This is a genomic window from Nonomuraea sp. NPDC050786 (assembly GCF_040654115.1).
In the GTDB taxonomy this organism is placed as follows: Bacteria; Actinomycetota; Actinomycetes; order Streptosporangiales; family Streptosporangiaceae; genus Nonomuraea.
Map to the genome: position 1 here is coordinate 37,977 of NZ_JBFAHJ010000033.1, position 17,255 is coordinate 55,231.

At 71.7% G+C, this 17,255-nt stretch carries 17 protein-coding genes; 11 read left to right on the top strand and 6 right to left on the bottom strand.

The features are described from left to right. Positions 1-106: 106 nt before the first annotated feature. Together AB0H84_RS42305 and AB0H84_RS42310 are read right to left on the bottom strand one after the other, a co-directional pair. Entirely contained in the window at positions 107-2,053 is a 1,947-nt protein-coding gene (locus tag AB0H84_RS42305) for an FtsX-like permease family protein (RefSeq protein WP_357617583.1), read from the bottom strand. Then, on the bottom strand, positions 2,050-2,730 hold the full coding sequence (locus AB0H84_RS42310) for an ABC transporter ATP-binding protein (RefSeq protein WP_357617585.1): 681 nt from the start codon (positions 2,728-2,730) through the stop codon (positions 2,050-2,052). The genes AB0H84_RS42305 and AB0H84_RS42310 overlap by 4 nt, the downstream gene beginning before the upstream one ends. A gap of 92 nt (positions 2,731-2,822) precedes the next feature. On the opposite strand from AB0H84_RS42310, the gene AB0H84_RS42315 reads away from it, so the two are divergent. Together AB0H84_RS42315 and AB0H84_RS42320 are read left to right on the top strand one after the other, a co-directional pair. Then, the gene (locus AB0H84_RS42315; RefSeq protein WP_357617587.1) at positions 2,823-3,470 is read left to right on the top strand and encodes a response regulator transcription factor; all 648 of its coding nucleotides are present in this window, start codon (positions 2,823-2,825) and stop codon (positions 3,468-3,470) included. A 46-nt stretch (positions 3,471-3,516) separates the two neighbouring features. Then, positions 3,517-4,242: a DUF4328 domain-containing protein gene (locus AB0H84_RS42320; RefSeq protein WP_357617589.1), complete on the top strand. Its 726-nt coding sequence runs from the start codon at positions 3,517-3,519 to the stop codon at positions 4,240-4,242. Between the two features lie 195 nt (positions 4,243-4,437). On the opposite strand, the gene AB0H84_RS42325 is transcribed toward AB0H84_RS42320, so the two are convergent. After that, on the bottom strand, positions 4,438-5,439 hold the full coding sequence (locus AB0H84_RS42325; RefSeq protein ID WP_357617591.1) for an LLM class F420-dependent oxidoreductase: 1,002 nt from the start codon (positions 5,437-5,439) through the stop codon (positions 4,438-4,440). A 148-nt stretch (positions 5,440-5,587) separates the two neighbouring features. Here AB0H84_RS42325 and AB0H84_RS42330 point away from each other — a divergent pair, with 148 nt between their 5' ends. Further along, a complete protein-coding gene (locus AB0H84_RS42330) occupies positions 5,588-6,955 on the top strand; it encodes a sulfatase (protein ID WP_357617592.1) in 1,368 nt (455 codons plus the stop codon). Here the strand turns inward: AB0H84_RS42330 and AB0H84_RS42335 are convergent. Further along, positions 6,949-7,650 carry an FCD domain-containing protein gene (locus AB0H84_RS42335; RefSeq protein WP_357617593.1) on the bottom strand — a complete coding sequence of 234 codons (702 nt, stop codon included), beginning with the start codon at positions 7,648-7,650 and terminating at the stop codon, positions 6,949-6,951. The two genes, AB0H84_RS42330 and AB0H84_RS42335, sit on opposite strands and share 7 nt — an antisense overlap. A gap of 86 nt (positions 7,651-7,736) precedes the next feature. Here AB0H84_RS42335 and AB0H84_RS42340 point away from each other — a divergent pair, with 86 nt between their 5' ends. Genes AB0H84_RS42340 through AB0H84_RS42350 form a run of 3 tightly spaced genes read left to right on the top strand, consistent with a single transcriptional unit; the run spans position 7,737 to position 10,400 of the window. Then, a complete protein-coding gene (locus AB0H84_RS42340) occupies positions 7,737-8,468 on the top strand; it encodes a (Fe-S)-binding protein (RefSeq protein ID WP_357617595.1) in 732 nt (243 codons plus the stop codon). Then, positions 8,465-9,856 carry a lactate utilization protein B gene (locus tag AB0H84_RS42345; RefSeq protein WP_357617597.1) on the top strand — a complete coding sequence of 464 codons (1,392 nt, stop codon included), beginning with the start codon at positions 8,465-8,467 and terminating at the stop codon, positions 9,854-9,856. Before AB0H84_RS42340 ends, AB0H84_RS42345 begins: the two co-directional genes overlap by 4 nt. After that, positions 9,843-10,400, top strand: a complete 558-nt coding sequence (locus tag AB0H84_RS42350; RefSeq protein WP_357617599.1) for a lactate utilization protein C — start codon at positions 9,843-9,845, stop codon at positions 10,398-10,400. Before AB0H84_RS42345 ends, AB0H84_RS42350 begins: the two co-directional genes overlap by 14 nt. Here AB0H84_RS42350 and AB0H84_RS42355 read toward each other — a convergent pair. Beyond that, positions 10,390-11,403 carry a Vms1/Ankzf1 family peptidyl-tRNA hydrolase gene (locus AB0H84_RS42355; RefSeq protein WP_357617601.1) on the bottom strand — a complete coding sequence of 338 codons (1,014 nt, stop codon included), beginning with the start codon at positions 11,401-11,403 and terminating at the stop codon, positions 10,390-10,392. The genes AB0H84_RS42350 and AB0H84_RS42355 overlap by 11 nt on opposite strands. Positions 11,404-11,406: 3 nt before the next feature. Next, positions 11,407-11,817 carry a DUF2795 domain-containing protein gene (locus AB0H84_RS42360; RefSeq protein ID WP_357617602.1) on the bottom strand — a complete coding sequence of 137 codons (411 nt, stop codon included), beginning with the start codon at positions 11,815-11,817 and terminating at the stop codon, positions 11,407-11,409. 77 nt (positions 11,818-11,894) lie between these two features. Here AB0H84_RS42360 and AB0H84_RS42365 point away from each other — a divergent pair, with 77 nt between their 5' ends. The 5 genes from AB0H84_RS42365 (at position 11,895) to speB (ending at position 17,255) form a co-directional block, all read left to right on the top strand. Continuing rightward, positions 11,895-12,974: a GNAT family N-acetyltransferase gene (locus AB0H84_RS42365; protein WP_357617604.1), complete on the top strand. Its 1,080-nt coding sequence runs from the start codon at positions 11,895-11,897 to the stop codon at positions 12,972-12,974. 80 nt (positions 12,975-13,054) lie between these two features. Next, positions 13,055-14,230: an SAM-dependent methyltransferase gene (locus tag AB0H84_RS42370; RefSeq protein ID WP_357617606.1), complete on the top strand. Its 1,176-nt coding sequence runs from the start codon at positions 13,055-13,057 to the stop codon at positions 14,228-14,230. Between the two features lie 70 nt (positions 14,231-14,300). Next, entirely contained in the window at positions 14,301-15,146 is an 846-nt protein-coding gene (locus AB0H84_RS42375; RefSeq protein ID WP_357617608.1) for a sirohydrochlorin chelatase, read from the top strand. A gap of 13 nt (positions 15,147-15,159) precedes the next feature. After that, positions 15,160-16,230 carry a nicotinate-nucleotide--dimethylbenzimidazole phosphoribosyltransferase gene (cobT, locus tag AB0H84_RS42380; protein ID WP_357617610.1) on the top strand — a complete coding sequence of 357 codons (1,071 nt, stop codon included), beginning with the start codon at positions 15,160-15,162 and terminating at the stop codon, positions 16,228-16,230. 11 nt (positions 16,231-16,241) lie between these two features. After that, positions 16,242-17,255, top strand: coding sequence for an agmatinase (gene speB, locus AB0H84_RS42385; RefSeq protein WP_357617611.1), 1,014 nt, complete (start codon positions 16,242-16,244; stop codon positions 17,253-17,255).

Consider the following 17,255-nt stretch of genomic DNA (forward strand, 5'->3'; position numbering starts at 1 on the left):
TCACCCGTGCCGGGTCGATGAGGTGTGGTGCGGTGGTGACCGGCGCGACGCGTATGGCGCTCGAAGCGCGCCGGCGGCCGGTGAGGTGGCGGGCGCCGGCGGGTCGTCAGTCCGGGCGCGGGGCCGGGTCGGCGGTCACCGAGCGGAGCAGCGGCCGGCTCAGTGCCCCGGCGGCGATCACGCCCGCGAAGCCCACGACGACGCAGCCCACCAGCGTGATGACACCCACCGTGCTCATCCCGCCGATCATGAACGGCACCGCGCAGAACACCCCCACCAGGATCGCCCCGCCTCCCATCACCGTCAGCGGGATGAGCGTCTCCGCCCGCCGCGCCCGGTCGAGCACCTCCAGCGGCGTGCCCGCCAGCCGCAGCAGCCCGTACGTCTGCCGCCGGTCCAGCACCGACGACGCGGCCGTGATCCCCGAGCTGGCGATGGCCACCAGGAACGACACCGACAGCACCACGATCGTGCCCACCCGGGCGTCGGCGAGGATCTGGAGGCCGAACCGCTGGTCGTCGACCTCCGTCGTCGGGGTGCGCCCGGGGACGAGCCCGGCGAGCGCGGTGCGTGCCCGGTCGATCGTGGCCGTGTCGGCGGAACTGCCCAGGGCGGCGACCACGGCGGGGGCGGAGGACCGTCCGGTGACCTTCACCGTCGCGGTGATCCCGGCCGCCCGCAGCCGGTCACGAGCCTGGTCGGCGACGGCCGGCCCCTGCGCGGCGGGGGCGGAGACCCGGAGCTGGGGAGGCGCCTGGCTGTCGTCGAACACGCCGGGGCTGAGCAGGCCGAGGAAGCCCGCGACGAAGCCGGTCAGAGCGACGCCGCTCACCGTACGCCAGGCGGAGCGCGGATCGTCGACCAGCCGGCGCCCCGCCAGCAGCCGCGCGGGCCCGCGGGCGCCGCGAGCGGTGATCCGGCCGATCATGCCGACCACCCACGGACCGGCCAGGTTGATGCACAGGAACGCCAGCCCGAGCGCCACCGCCACCAGCGCGACGCTGGTTCCCCTGGTCAGCAGCGGGAACGCCGCCAGCACAACCAGCAGGACGATCACCCGCAGGAACCGCATGCCGGGCGGCGTCTCGCGCTTGGCCACCCCGAGCGGGCTCACCACGACCCGGCGCAGCCCCGCCACCGCTGACAGGCCCACCAGCAGCGGCACCGCCACCAGCACCGCGGCCAGGATCAGCGGGGAGGGGTACAGGTCGGAGACGAACGACGGGCCGCCCGCGATCGAGATGCGGGCCAGCAGCGGCGCGGCGACCGCGTAGCAGACGGTGCCGAGCAGCGCGCCCGCCAGGGCGACGATCATCGCCTCGGCCACGGTCATGCCGACCACCTGGCCCGGCGTCGCGCCCACCAGCCGCAACGTCGCCAGCCGCTGGTCGCGCCGGGCGACCGTGAGTCTGGCCGCCGCGCCCCCGAACACCAGCAGCGGCACCACCATGAGCACGCTCGCGATCAGCGTGAGCACGCGGTACGCCTCGGAGTCCTCCGACGGGGCGCCCGCGAGATCGGCCACCCGGGACGGGCCCTTGCCGAGGATCCAGTCGTCGCTGCGCGGTGCTGTCATCTCGGGCGCGTCCGGCTTGTGGCCGACGACCGCGACCAGCTCGTCCGGATGGACCAGCGCCTCGTCGCCCAGCACGCCCTTGGGGTCGGGGTAGCGCTTGGCGAGCTGGTCCGCCGGGAGCTCCTTGGCCAGCTCGGCCAGCGCGGGGGAGAGCCACACCTCGCCGGGAGCCGGGAAGCGGGGCAGCCCCGGCGGCGCGTGCACCCCGGCCTTGAGCGCGGCCAGGTCGACGACCGTGATCGCCCGCTCGCCGACGAAGTCGAAGCGGGCCGCCTCGATCGCGACCGCGCCTTCCTTGGCGGGTACGGGGTTGCGCCAGGCGCCGCGGTCGGCCCTGGCCTCGAAGGCGTAGTTCGCGGCCACGGAGAACAGCAGCAGCGCCGTGGAGAGGGCGACGGCGCCCAGCGTGAGCCAGGTGCCCAGCATCCCCTTGCGGCCGGCGCCCTTGAGCAGCCGCCAGGTCAGATCGAGGTTCACGCCCGCACCCCCCTCGTGGTCATGAGCTGGCCGTCGCGGACCTCGACCGTGCGGTCGCACCAGGCGGCCACGTTCGGGTCGTGGGTGACCACGATCAGGGAGGCGTGGTTCTGCTTGGTCGCCTCCACGAGCAGTCGCATCGTGTCCTGCCCGGTCTGCTGGTCGAGCGCCCCCGTGGGCTCGTCGGCGAAGACCACGGCTGGCTTGGTGACCAGCGCCCTCGCGATGGCCACCCGCTGAGCCTGCCCGCCGGACAGCTCACCCGGCCGCCTGGCCTCCATGGAGTGCAGGCCGAGAGGCGCGAACCACTCGCGCGCCTGGCGTACCGCCTGGGCCCTCGGCACGCCGCCCAGCATCAGCGGGAGCGCCACGTTCTCCTCCGCGGGCAGCTCGGGCAGGAGCTGGCCGAACTGGAAGACGAAGCCGAAGCGGGTGCGCCGCAGCGCGCTGCGCTTGCGCTCGCCCATCGCGTCGATGCGCTGGCCGAGCAGGTGCACCTCGCCCGCGTCCGGCTTCATGATCCCGGCCAGGCAGTGCAGCAGGGTCGACTTGCCGGAACCGCTCGGCCCCATGATCGCCACGGCTTCGCCGCTCCGTACGGTGATGTCCACGCCGCCCAGGGCGACCGTCTGCCCGAACCTCTTGGTCAGGGCTCGTCCAACAAGTACGTCGTTCATGACGTACAGACTCCCGGCGGAGCAGGGGGCGGCGGATCGGCCGTGCGACCATTTCCGCCTCGGCCGAACGGACGATCCCTAGAGTTGGGGCCGTGACTATTCGGGTTCTCATCGCCGACGACCAGCAACTGGTACGAACCGGCTTCCAGATGATTTTGGACGCTCAACCGGACATGGAGGTCGTCGCCGCGGTGGCCGACGGCGCCGAGGCGGTGTCCGAGGCCAGGCGGCTCAGGCCGGACGTGTGCCTGCTCGACATCAGGATGCCCAAGCTCGACGGGCTGGAGGTGACCCGGGTGCTGGCGGGTCCCGGTGTGGAGAACCCGCTGCGGGTGGTCATCGTCACCACGTTCGACCTGGACGAGTACGTCTACGGAGCCCTGCGCTCCGGCGCGACCGGCTTCCTGCTCAAGGACAGCGGCCCCACGCTGCTGATCGAGGCGGTCAGGGCCGCCGCGGCGGGCGACGCGCTGGTGTCCCCGTCGGTGACGGTACGGCTGCTGCAGCACCTGGCCCAGCCCAAGCGGGCCGTGCCGGCCATGAACGACCCGCTGACCGACCGCGAGCTGGACGTCGTGCGCCTGATAGCCAGGGGGCGGACCAACCAGGAGGTGGCCGCGGAGCTGTTCGTGTCGCTCTCCACGGTGAAGACGCACCTGGGCAGCATCTTCGCCAAGCTCGGTGTCCGCAATCGAGTTGAAATCGCAGCTTGGGCGTGGGAATCCGGCGTCGTGAGCTGATTAACAGCGGGCCTCCCGGGATAAAAGTGAATCAGAACCTCAGCGCATGGCCCGGGGGGAGAACAACGTGCGCTACACCCAGGCACCACCGACAAGAGCCGCTTCTGCCGTCTATGTAACGCTCGCCGCGCAGGTCCTCTCCCTCGGCGCCCTCGTGATCTTCGAGCAGACCCGCGGCCGTCACCTCGCCGCCCAGCTCGCCGCCTTCGGAGGCCGCCCGCAGGGCGCCGACGCGGAGGCCGTGGTGGGGGCGGTGACGGCGTTCGCGGTCCTCCTGATGCTGGTGGCGGGCACCTCGATAGCGGCGGCCGCCGCCTACGTGACCTGGCTCGTGCGGGCCAGGCAGGCCAACGACCGCTCGGCGACCTCCGGTCCCGTGGCCGCCGCCTGGTTGATCCCCGGCGTCAACCTCGTGGCGCCCGTGGTGCTGCTGGACGAGGTGTGGCACGGCACCAGGCCGCCCGCGGGCCGCCGCGGGCGGTGGGTGGCGATGCTGGCGGCGTGGTGGCTGACCTGGCTGGCCACGCTCGCGCTGGTCACCATCCGGGTCCCGCTCGCCTCACCCGGCGGCGGCCTGACGGGGGTGGGGGTGCTGGAGCTCGCCTGCTCGGCGCTGGCCGCCCTGCTCTGCGCGGGCACAGTACGCGAGCTGACGCGGCTGCAGCGCGCCGCCCGCGCTCCCCAGGCCGCCGGGCCCGGCACCGTGCACGCGTTCTCGCCGCAGCAGCCAAACCCGGCGCCCGGCTCGACCCCGATCGGCCGCACCAGCTAGACCGGCTCGCCCGCTTCCCGCATCGGCTGGACCGGCTCGCCCGCTTCCCGCATCGGCGCGGCTGCCGTCACGCCGGCTGCCTGGGTGACCTGGGCCGCCCGGCAGTCGTTCCTTCCAAAGGACCCCAGCCGAAGTGCGGAGAGTCACGGAGCACGGACGTCAGGGGCCCGGCGGCCAGGGCCGGGGCCGTGCGGCTCAGCCGAGGACCAGGTCGCGGACGATCTTCAGCGAGGGCTCGTCGCGCGGCCCCATGACCAGGAGGCTCGTGACGGGGCTCTTGTGCCAGAGCTCCAGTCGTTCCTTGATCCGCCCGGGCGGTCCGACGAGCGAGATGCCGTCGGCCAGCTCGTCCGGAATCGCCCGGAACGCCTCGTCCTTCCGCCCGGAGAGGTAGAGCGATTGGATGTGTTCCGCCGCCTCGGCGTAGCCCATCCGGCCGATGATGTCGGCATGGAAGTTGCGGTGCCTGGCCCCCATGCCGCCGATGTACAGCGTGAGCATCATCTTCACGCCGTCCAGCGCGGCCCGTACGTCGTCGGAGATGACCACCATCACCATGGCCGCCACGTCGAAGCCTTCGGAAGCGCCCGCGAGCGCCTCGCCGTACATCTCCTCGATCTTGGAGGGGAACGCGAACAGCGGCAGCCAGCCCTGGGCCACCTCGGCGGCCAGGGCGACGTTCTTGGGCCCTTCCGCACCGAGATAGACGGGGATGTCGGAGCGGAGCGGATGGGTGATGAGCTTGAGCGGTTTGCCCAGGCCGCCCGCGAGCGGGAGCGGGTAGTGCGGGCCGTCGCTGGTGACCGGCTCCTCGCGGCGCCAGACCTTCCGCATGATCTCGATGTACTCGCGCGTCCTGGCCAGGGGCCTGGCGAACGGCTGGCCGTACCAGCCCTCCACGACCTGCGGGCCCGAGGCGCCCACGCCGAGCAGCAGGCGGCCGCCGGTGAGGTGGTCGAGGGTCATCGCGGTCATCGCCGTCGTGACGGGCGGTCTGGCCGACATCTGGGCGATCGAGGTGCCCAGCTTGATCCGGCTCGTCCGTGCTCCGTACCAGGCCAGCGGGGTGAAGACATCGCTGCCGTACGCCTCTGCCGTCCACACCGAGTCGTAGCCGAGCCGCTCCGCCGCGAGCACCGTCTCGGTCGCGTCGTCGGCGTGGCGCTGCCAGTAGCCAAGGTTCAGGCCGAGTTTCATGTGACACCTCCGGAATTAAGTTCTATTACGGCCGCCTCGGCCTCACGTGTCAATGGTGGATCTTGCGGGGAAGTGACACTCTGTGATCAAAGGTCTGTGTCGTCTCGCCTGCCTTCTGCTTCTCCTGCAGACGGCGGCCGGGATCACGATGGCTGAGGGCAAGTCCCGGCCGAACATCGTGCTCGTGATGGCCGACGACCTCGAAACGGGGACGTTGCCGTACTTTCCGAACATCACCCAGCACCTCGTGCGCCAGGGCGCCTTCTTCGACCGCTTCTTCGTGACGAACTCCTGGTGCTGTCCGTCCCGGTCGTCGATCCTGCGCTCCCAGTACGTCCACAGCCATGGCGTTCTGACGAACACCGCCCCCGAAGGGGGGTTTGACCGCTTTCATGAGCTAGGCCTGGAACGTTCCACTATCGGGACCTGGATGCAGCAGGCCGGATATCGCACGGGGCTGATGGGCAAGTACCTCAATCACTACCCTGGGGGAACCGCCGAGGAGGCGTTCGTGCCGCCCGGGTGGGACGAATGGGACGTGCCGGTCCGCGCCCTCTACGAGGAGTACGGCTACCGGCTCAACGAGAACGGCGCCCTGTTCGACTACGGCTGGACCGAGCAGGACTACCTGTCGGACGTGCTGGCCCGCAAGGCCGCCGACTTCATCGCCGGATCGGCGGAGCAGCCGTTCTTCCTCTACCTGGCGCCGATCGGCCCGCACAACCCGGCCAATCCCGCCGTCCGGCACGCGAACGCGTTCGCCGGGAGCATGGCGCCGCGGACGCCCTCGTTCAACCAGGCGGACGTGAGCGCCGAGCCGCTCTGGCTGCGCGCGAGGCCCGAGCTCTCGCAGGAGGGCATGGACGAGATCGACCAGCGCTACCGCGCCAGGATGCGGGCCATGCTCGGCGTGGACGACCTCGTCGGCTCCGTGGTGACGGCGCTCGAGCAGGCCGGGCAGCTGGACAACACCTACATCTTCTTCACCTCGGACAACGGCTTCCATCTCGGTACGCATCGGCTCAGGCAGGGCAAGACCACCCCGTTCGATGAGGCGATCAGGGTGCCGCTGGTCGTCCGCGGCCCCGGCATCAAGGCCGGCTCCGTGATCGATCAGCTGGGCTCGACGGTGGACCTGGCGACGACCTTCGCCGAGCTGGGCGGAGCCACCGTGCCGCCGTTCGCGGAGGGGCGGTCGCTGGTGCCGCTGCTGAAGGGGCGGCCGCCGGATGAGTGGCGGGCGAACGTGCTGGTCGAGTTCAACAGGCCGGCCAACGCGGCGTCGGCCGCCCAGACGCCGGTGCCGGGCTATCGGGCGTTGCGTACGGACCAGTACGCCTATGTCCGGTACGAGACGGGCGAGAAACAGCTCTACGACCTGCACGACGACCCGTACGAGCTGCACAACCTGGCCGCGAGCGCCGATCCCGCGCTGCTGGACGACCTCGAGGCCCGGCTGTCGGCGATGGCGGCCTGCTCGGGCGCCACCTGCCGGCAGGCCGACCTGCGTCAGTGACCGAACAGCGAGGGGTAGGCGTGTGCCAGGTGCTCGGAGACCGCCCGGGCGGCCTCGCCCGCCTCGCCGCGCTCGATGGCCTCGAGGATGCGGACGTGGTCGGCGCGCAGGATCGACGTGTCGCCCAGGCGTTGCACCGCTTCGACCGAGTACCTCCGCATCGAGTCCCGGAGCGAGCGCATGATGGCGGCGATGAGCCGGTTGCCCGACGCGTCCGCTATCGCGCAGTGAAAGGCCGTGTCGTGCTCCACGAACTCCTCCGCGGACTTCGCCGCGTCCATCCCGGAAAGAGCGGCGGCGAGCGCTGATGTGTCGGCTTGTGCGGAGGCGGCGTGGCCGGCGGCCCACTGCTCGATCATGTGGCGGGTGTCGATGACCTCGCGCATCTCCAGGCTGGCCAGGCCGAGGTGGAGCCTGAGCAGGTCCGACAGCGCCGAGTCGGGGCGCGAGGTGAGCACGGCCCCCGCGTCCGGCCCCCGTCCCACCTGGGAGGAGACCACGCCCAGGGTCTCCAGCACGCGCATGGCCTCGCGTACCGAGGAGCGGCTGACGCCGAGCTGTTCGGCGAGCTGGCGTTCGGCGGGCAGCCGGTCGCCAGCCGTGAGGCCGTCCTCGGTGATGCGCCGCTCGATCTGTGCGAGGACGTCCTCGAACGTCCGCGTCCGCTTGACGGGACGCCAGCCGCCGTCGTCCAACGGAGCCCCCTCGTGGTGGCCGGGAAGGATGTGGTTCGGTATGGTCTGACCATACTGTGGTCGGACCATAGAGCGAAAGGAGAGCCGTGCGAGTCGCCCTGTTCATCACGTGCGTGAACGACACGCTCTTCCCCGGCACCGGCAAGGCCGTCGTGTCGCTCCTGCGCAGGCTCGGCTGCGACGTGGACTTCCCCGCGGCCCAGACGTGCTGCGGCCAGATGCACGTCAACACCGGCTACCGGGAGGAGGGCGTGCGGCTGGCCCGCCACTTCACCGAGGTGTTCGCGGGATACGACGCCGTCGTGGCGCCGTCGGGGTCGTGCGCGGCCATGGTCCGGGAGCAGTACCCGAAGCTGGCCAAGCCGGGCAGCAGGGGAGCGGCGGCCATCGCGGAGGTCGCGCCGAAGGTGTACGAGCTGTCCGAGTTCCTGATCGATGTGCTGAAGGTCGAGGACGTCGGGGCATATTTCCCGCACCGGGTGACATATCATCCCACGTGCCACTCGCTCCGCGGCCTCCACCTCGGCGACCGGCCCACCAGGCTGCTGAAGAACGTGCGCGGCCTGGAGCTGGTCCCCCTGCCGGGGGCGGTGGAGTGCTGCGGCTTCGGCGGCACGTTCGCGGTCAAGAACCCGGCCGTCTCCGCGGCCATGGGCGCCGACAAGACCCGCAACATCCTGGACACCGGCGCCGAAGTGCTCTGCGCGGCGGACAACTCGTGCCTGATGCACATCGGCGGCACGCTGAGCCGCCAGAAGACCGGCGTCAGGACGATGCACCTGGCCGAGATCCTCGCATCCACGGAGGAGGCCCAATGAGCGCCACGTTCCTCGGCATGCCCGGAAATTTCCCTAAAAACTCCGCTAAAGCCGTTCAGAACTCGCAGCTCCGCTACAACCTTCGCAAAGCCACTCACACCATCCGAGGCAAGCGGGCAAGCGTCGTCGGCGAGCTGCCGGACTGGCAGGAGCTCCGCGCGGCCGGCAAGGCGATCAAGGACCACACCCTCCGCAACCTCGACCGCTACCTGATCCAGCTCGAGGAGGCGGTGACCAGGGCAGGCGGCACCGTCCACTGGGCCAGGGACGCCGCCGAGGCCAACGCCATCGTCGCGGGCCTGGTCAAGGCCACCGGCGAGACAGAGGTGGTCAAGGTCAAGTCGATGGCCACCCAGGAGATCGAGCTCAACCAGGCGCTGGCCGCGCAGGGCATCACCGCGTACGAGACAGACCTGGCCGAGCTGATCGTCCAGCTCGGCGACGACTTCCCGAGCCACATCCTGGTCCCGGCGATCCACCGCAACCGGTCGGAGATCCGCGAGATCTTCCTGGAGAAGATGCCCAAGGTCCCGCCGCACCTGACCGACGACCCGCCCGCGCTGACCGAGGCCGCCCGGCTCCACCTGCGCGAACGCTTCCTCAAGAGCAAGGTCGCGATCTCCGGGGCCAACTTCATGATCGCGGAGACCGGCACGCTGGTCGTGCTGGAGTCGGAGGGCAACGGCCGGATGTGCCTGACCCTCCCCGAGACGCTCATCAGCGTCGTCGGGATCGAGAAGCTGCTGCCTTCCTGGCGGGATCTGGAGGTGTTCCTCCAGCTCCTGCCGCGAAGCTCCACAGGCGAGCGGATGAATCCCTATACGAGCATGTGGACGGGCGCCGTCGAGGGCCAGGACTTCCACCTGGTGCTCCTGGACAACGGCCGCACGGACGTGCTCGCCGACGAGGTGGGCCGCCAGGCGCTGCGCTGCATCCGCTGCTCGGCCTGCCTGAACGTGTGCCCCGTGTACGAGCGCGCGGGCGGCCACGCGTACGGCTCGGTCTACCCGGGCCCGATCGGCGCCATCCTGACCCCGCAGCTCAGGGGCATGTCGTCGGACCTGGACGCCTCGCTGCCGTTCGCGTCCAGCCTCTGCGGCGCCTGCTACGAGGTCTGCCCGGTCGCCATCGACATCCCCGAGGTCCTGGTGGACCTGCGAGCCAAGGCCCCGCACGCGGCGGCGGAGCGGGCCGGCATGAAGGTGGCGGGCTGGATACTCAACGACCACGAACGGCTCGCCAAGGCGCAGCGCGCGGCGAGTCGCCTGCGCGGACTCGTACCGAAACGGCTGCCCGGGCCGATGTCGGCATGGACCGACACCAGGGACTTGCCGGAAATTCCGGAAGAATCCTTCAGAGACTGGTGGGAGCGGAATGAGCGCGCGTGAGGAGATCCTCGCACGGATCGGCAAGGCGGTCGCGGGCGCGGCGGACGTCGAGATCCCCCGGCACTACCGGACGGCGCCGCAGGTGGAGGACCTGGTGGGCCTGTTCGCCGAGCGGGTGGACGACTACCGGGCCATCGTGCACGTGCTCCCCGCCGCCGAGGTGCCCGCCAAGATCGACGAGATCGTCGCAGGCCGCCGCATGATCGTGCCGGAGGGGTTCGACCGCGAGGGCGGCTGGACCGATCTCGACACGGCCGACGGCGTGATCACGTACTGCGCGGTGGGCATCGCCGAGACCGGCACCATCGTGCTCGACCACGGCCCCGGCCAGGGCACGCGGGCCCAGACGCTGGTCCCCGACTACCACCTGTGCGTGGTGCGGGCCGACCAGATCGTGGGCGGGGTGCCGGAGGCCATTGCCCGGCTCGACCCGGCACGCCCGCTCACCTGGATCAGCGGCCCGTCGGCCACCAGTGACATCGAGCTGAACCGGGTCGAGGGCGTGCACGGCCCCCGTACCCTCGAGGTGGTCATCAGTACCTGAGCACGGCCGCCACGTCCTTGACGGCGTCGGAGAACCACAGCTCCGCGTCCGTCATCGCGGCGGCCCTGGCCAGGGCGGCGTCCGAGCGCTCCTTGACCGGCTCGTGCACGCCCCAGCGCTGCAGCTCGCCCGGGTCGGTGGCGAGCTGGGTGCCGCCCTCACCGATCCAGATGGGGTTCGGCAGCTCGCCGGGCGTGAGCACCGCGTGCACCCGGCCCTCGCGCAGCGCCTGCGCGACGCGGGCCATCCCGTGGGGCCCCGACATCTCCTGGTGCCGCTCCAGCAGCTCGGCGCGCCTGCGGTCGAGCCACTGGTCGAGCGCCCGCTCCACGTCCTCCTCGAACTGCCCGTGGTCGGCCCGGCTGCCGTGCTCGACCATCACGACCCGGTCGGCGGACTTGGTGCCGAGGTGGTGCAGCAGGTAGGAGCGGGACTTCGGCTCGCCCGCGACCAGGACGATCTCCGCGCCGATGCGGCGGACCTGCTCGTCGACCTCATGGGCGACGGCCACGGCGTTCTTCTCCCAGGTTTCGTCCACCGCGCGCTCGTACCGCTTCTGCGACCATCCGCCCTGCGCGGTCTTCTGCAGCGGCCAGTCAGCCGCCTCCACGACGGCCCTGCGCGGCGACCCGCCGCCGAACACGGTCAGCTCGGCCCCGGCGTGGTCCACGATGACCCGCAGGTGCGGGACGTTCTCGCCGCGCATCATGAGCATGGGCGTGACGTGCGGCAGCGGCGACCAGCTGCCCATGTCGTACGGCGCCCGGGGGAGCGCCTCGGACAGCACCACGTCGCCGTGCGTGCCGAACATCGCCCGCCCGGGGGCGGGCCGCTGGGACTCCTCCTCCAGCGCCTCCAGAGTGGCCTTGTCGGCCTCGTCCTCGAGCTGGTCACGCACGCCGCGCCAGTGGGCCTCCCGCTCCGTCCCCGTGTACGCGCCGAAGTAGACGGACGCGTACGGGCCGCGCCGCTCGTACAGCGGGCGGATGAAGTCGAGCCGCACCGCTCACCACCTCCGCTGCTCGATGCCGAGACCGAGGGCCTTGGCCACGTCGGCCACGTTCGCGTACCGGCGGTCGGGGAGGGCTCGCGCCATGTCCATCACCTGGTCCGGTGCGCCGGCGCTCTCCGCGTGCTGCACCAGATCGTCCTTGGACGCGGGCCACTGCGCGTCGCTGAGCCATTTGGCCAGGTCACTGCGCATGTCGACGCCCTGCTGCGTGATGCCTGACGGGGTTCCGGGCTCGTGCCCCGGCGGGTACGACCGCTGGGGCTCCTCACCGGGCGCAGGCATGGCCTCGGGCTCCTTCCATTCCTCGGCGTGGGTGGTGCCGCCGCCGCGAACCATGCCCTCGGTCTCGTGCTTCTGCTCCTCGTCCAGGCGCGGACCGTGCTTGTCGCTCCGACGTTGCTCCATAGTCCCCTCACTCCTCTCAATTGCGCCCCTACCCCCGCTTTCATGGGCAAACATCGCGAATGTGTACGCTGCCGAGCGTGTTCGACGCTGATGTGAGCATCGCCACAGAACGGTTGACGCTCCGGCCGTTCGGCCTCCAAGACGCCGCCAGGATCCGCTCCATCGTGCGGTCCGGCGCCCGGTTCCTCCCGCCCGGCGCTCCCGTGAAGACCTCCGGCGTCACCCCATGGCTGTCGAGCGGCGTGCACGAGCTGCGCCGCTCGGGGCAGGGCCTGCACCTGGCCATGGTCGACGCCGAGGGCATCGTCGTGGGGGCGATCAGCCTGTTCAAGACCTCGTGGGCCACGGGCACGACCGAGGTCGGCTACGGCGTGCACCCCCTCTACCGAGGCCGCGGCTTCGCCACCGAGGCCGTGCGAGGGCTGGCGAAGTGGGCGTTCGAGACCGTCGGGCTGCGCAGGATCGACCTGACCGCCAACCTCGACAACGTCGCCTCGCTCCGCGTGGCGCTCAAAGCCGGCTTCACCTGGGAGGGCGTGCTGCGCGCCGCGGTGCTGGAGGGCGACGGGGCGCACGACCTGGTCATCTTCGGCCTGCTGCGCGACGACGGCGGCCTGCCCTCCGCCGCGCTGCCCAGGACGGAGCTGCGTACCCAGAGGCTGCGGTTGCGACCGCCGTCCGCCGACGACGTGCCCGACCTGGCCGCCACCGCCGCAGACCCCGTCACCCAGGCCAACACGGGCGTGCCGCGCGGCTACACGCAGGAGCACGCGCGGGCGTTCATCGACATCTCCGAACGGATGCGGATGAGAGGCGCGGGGATCGGCTGGACGGTCGAAGAGCTGGAGACCGGCCGTTTCGCCGCGAACGTGGATGTCAGGGACCTCGACTGGACGAGCGGGACGGCCGAGGTCGGCTACATGACCGCGCCGTGGGCCCGTGGCAGGGGGTACGCGGGCGAGGCCGTGGTGGCGATCGCGCGCTGGCTGTTCGAGCGGCACGGCTTCCGCCGGCTCCAGCTCCGCGCGGCCGTGACGAACACGGCCTCCCAGCGGGTGGCGGAGAAGGCGGGCTTCGTCCGCGAGGGCGTGGCCCGTTCCTCGCTGGGCGGCGAGGACATGATCGTTTACAGCCTCATCCCGTCCGACCTGGCCTGAGGGGACACCGGACTGACCCTCGCACCCTTTGTGAAACCCCTCCGCACCCGTCACCCTTGTGGTGAGGACGGTGAGGCGCAATGATCACGGTGGTCGGCTGGGACGGACACGAGTTCTCGGCCAGGGCGGTGGCCAAGCTGCAGGAGGCACGGCTCGTCGTGGGCCCCGACGCCGTTCTCGGGCAGCTCAAGCTGACCGCGCCGACCGTGGCCGACGACGCGCTGCTGGAGGTCCTCGACGACCACCTCGAGCACGGCGAGGGCCCCGTGGTGGTCGTCGCGGAGGGCGATCCCGGATTCTTCGGCGTGGTCCGCAGACTGCGGGCGCACGGCCTCAAGCCGGAGGTGCTGCCGGCGATCTCGCTCGTCACCCGCGCCTTCGCGTGCGCCGGCCTGAGCTGGGAGGACGCGCTGGTCGTCGCCCCGTCTGGCCCGAGCCGGCTCGACCGGGTGGTGAACGCCTGCCGCGCCCACCCCAAGGTCGCGCTGCTGGTCGCGCCGGGCGTCGGCCCGGGGGAGATCGCCAGGGAGCTGGCGCCGACCACGCCGCGCGCGCTGATCGTCTGCGAGGACCTCGGCGGCCCCGACGAGCGCGTCACGCACAGCCGCATGGGGGAGGCGACGACCAGGCCGTGGAAGGACCCCGACGTGGTCCTCGTCATCGACCCGCTGCACCGGTCCAAGGAGCCGGGCTGGGTGGCGGGCGCGCAACCGGGCCCGGCCGAGTGGGCGCTGCCGTTCGAGAGCGCGCTTCCGGCGGAGGTGCGCGCGTTCATCCTGGCCAAGCTGGGTCCGCGCCTCGGCGACCTGGTCTGGGACGTGGGCGCGGGCGCGGGCGAGATCGCCGTCGAGTGCGCCAGGATGGGAGCGGCCGTCATGGCCGTCGAGCGCGACGAGGAGTCGTGCGCCAGGCTCCGCGCCAACGTGCTCGAGCACGGCGTCAAAGTGGCTCTGACCAGGGGCCAGGCGCCGCCCGCGCTGGAGCCGCTGCCCGACCCCGACGCCGTCTTCGTGGGCGGCGGAGGCATCGACGTCGTGCTCGCCTGCGCCGCGCGCGGCCCGCGTACGCTGGTGTGCGCGTTCAGGAAGGTCGAGCAGGTCTCGGCCGTGCTCGACCGGCTGCGCGAGCACGGCTACCGCGGCGAGGGCACCCAGATCCTGGCCTCCAAGCTGACGCTGGACCCCGACGGCTCGCACCGTCTGACCGCATCTGACCCGGTATTCGTGGTGCACGCGACACCCGCGCACACAACGTGACCTGTCCCCTACCGGGGCGCATCGGTTATCCTCGCGTGTCTTTGTCTACCGGACCGGAGATTCCCTCACGATGAAGCCGCCGCTCCTGCTGATCGGGCAGGGCTCACAGGATGACGCCTACGCCGCGGAGTTCGGCAGGTTCGTACACCGGCTCCGCTGCCGGCTCGACCAGTCGGGCGCCGACGTCTCCGGCGGCTACCTGGAACGTGCCTCTCCCCGGCTGAGCGACTCCGTCGCCTCCCTGGTGGCCAAGGGACACCACCGGCTCGTCGCGCTCCCCCTGAGCCTCAGCAGGATGGGCGAGGAGTTCCCCGCCGCGATGGAGCTGGAGCAGAAGCGGCACCCGACCCTGATGTACGACTACGGCCGCCCCCTCGGCCCGGACCCCCGTGTGCTGTCGCTGCTGGCCGAGCGGCTGAACGAGGCGGCCATCGAGATCTCCAAGCCCCGCTCGCTCGAGCTCGTGGGCGCCCGGCCCCGGCTCCGCGCGGTCGACACGCCCCCGGCCGACGATCCCCTCGCGCAGGTCGAGCCGGGCGAGACGGCCATCGTGCTGGTCGGCGAGGGTTCGACCGACGCGGTCGCCAACGCCGAGATCCACCGGGTCTCCCGGCTGTTCTGGGAGACGCACGCCTACGACTTCATGACGGTCGAGACCGCTTTCGTGTCGGTCACCCCGCCGGGGGTGCCCGGCGGGCTCGAGCGCTGCCGCCGCCTGGGGGCCAAGCGCGTGATCGTGGTGCCGTACCTGCTGTTCGCGGGCGGCATGCTCGAGCGCGTGTGGGCCCAGGCGCTGGCGTACGGCGCCGGACACCCCGATCTCGACATCCGCTGCGCCGAGGTGATCGGCGACTGCGAGACCCTGGCCGACGTCGTGATCGACCGATACGAGGAAGCGCTCCAACTCGTCCCGTAAGTGGAGGTTTGCCGTGCTCGCTGAGACGCTCGCCGCGATCCGCCCCGCCGATCCTCGCGCCATGGCCGAGGCTCGGGCGTACCAGGACCGCCTCACCAAGCCCCGCGGTTCGCTGGGCCAGCTGGAGGAGATCGCGGTACGCCTCGCCGGGGCGGCCGGCGTGACTCCGCCTCCCATGCCCGAGCCCGCCGCACTGGCCATCTTCACCGCCGACCACGGCGTGCACGCCCGCGGCGTCACCCCGTGGCCGCAGGAGGTCACGGTGCAGATGGTGGCCAACTTCCTGGCCGGCGGCGCGGTCGCCAACGCCTTCGCCGCCCAGGCCGGCGCGTCGGTCACGGTGGTGGACGTGGGCGTCGCCGCCGACCTGCCCGACGGTCCTGGCCTGGTCAAGCGCAAGATCGGGTACGGCACCGACGACATGTCCAAGGGCCCGGCGATGAGCGTCGACCAGGCGGTCAGGGCTCTGGAGACCGGCATCGGCGTGGCCCGCGACCTGGTGGCGGACGGCGCCCGCTGCCTGATCACCGGCGACATGGGCATCGCCAACACCACGGCCTCAGCCGCCCTGATCGCCGTGTTCGCCGGCCGGGACCCGGCCGAGGTGACCGGCAGGGGCACCGGGATCGACGACGAGATGTACCAGCACAAGGTGGACGTCGTCCGCGACGCCCTGCGCACGAACGGCCTGTCCGGCGCCCTGATCTCGCCCAGCGAGGCGCTGCGGGCGCTGGCCGCGGTCGGCGGGTTCGAGCACGCGGCCATCGCCGGCTTCATCCTGGGCGGCGCGGCGGCCCGCGTGCCGGTGATCCTCGACGGCGTCATCGCCGGCGCCGCCGCCCTCGTGGCCGCCGCGCTCGACCCCGCCGCGCTCGACCACTGCGTGGCCGGCCACCGCTCGGCCGAACCCGGCCACGCCGTCGCCCTCGACCACCTCGGGCTGCGCCCGCTGGTGGACCTCGAGCTGCGGCTGGGCGAGGGCTCCGGCGGCCTGCTCGCGCACCCGGTCGTCTGCGCGGCCGTACGGGTCATGCACGACGTGGCCACGTTCGACTCCGCGGGAGTGACCGAGAAGCCCGTGTGAGGAGTTGACCATTGTCCCGTTACGGCCCCATGTACGGCCCCGACATCACGTTCCTCGGCGTGGACCGTTGCGATCTCGGCGACCCGTCCTCGTACGAGGACGCGGACGTGGTGATCCTGGGCGCCCCCTTCGACGGCGGCACCAGCAACCGCCCCGGCGCCAGGTTCGGCCCGATGGCGCTGCGCCAGGCCTGCTACCTGCCGCACGACGGCTCCAGGCCCAGCCTGGCGCTGCGCGTGGACGCCCTGCGCGACCTGCGGGTGCTCGACGCGGGTGACGTCGAGTGCTATTCGGGCGACGTCGAGGGCTCGCTGGCCGCGATCGAGGAGGCCGTGCACCGCGTGGCCGCTTCGGGGGCGATCCCGCTGGTGCTCGGGGGCGACCACACGGTCGCGCTGCCCGACGCGCGGGGCACCGCCAGGGCCCACGCTCCCGGCCGTACCTCGATGATCCACTTCGACGCGCACGCCGACACGGGGAACATCGAGTTCGGCCATCTCTACGGACATGGGCAGCCGATGCGGCGGCTCATCGAGTCCGGCGCCATCCGTGGCGACAGGTTCCTGCAGATCGGGCTGCGCGGCTACTGGCCGGAGCCGGAGACGCTGAGCTGGATGGCTCGGCAGAGCATGCGTTCGTACGAAATGACGGAGATCGTGGCCCGCGGGCTGGAGGAGTGCCTGACGGAGTCGTTCGCGATCGCGCTCGACGAGTGCGACCAGGTCTTCCTGTCCGTGGACATCGACGTCTGCGACCCCGGTCACGCGCCCGGCACCGGGACGCCCGAGCCCGGGGGACTGACCGCCAGGCAGCTGCTCGACTCCGTCCGCCGGATCTGCTACGAACTGCCCGTGGCCGGCATGGAAGTGGTCGAGGTGGCGCCGCCCTACGACCACGCGGACATCACCGCGTACCTCGGCAACCGGGTTATCCTTGAGGCACTGTCAGCGATGGCCAGACGCCGTAAGGACGAGCAGGGCGGGCCACGCTGGGATCCACGGCAGCCCCTTCTCGACGGTCGTTAA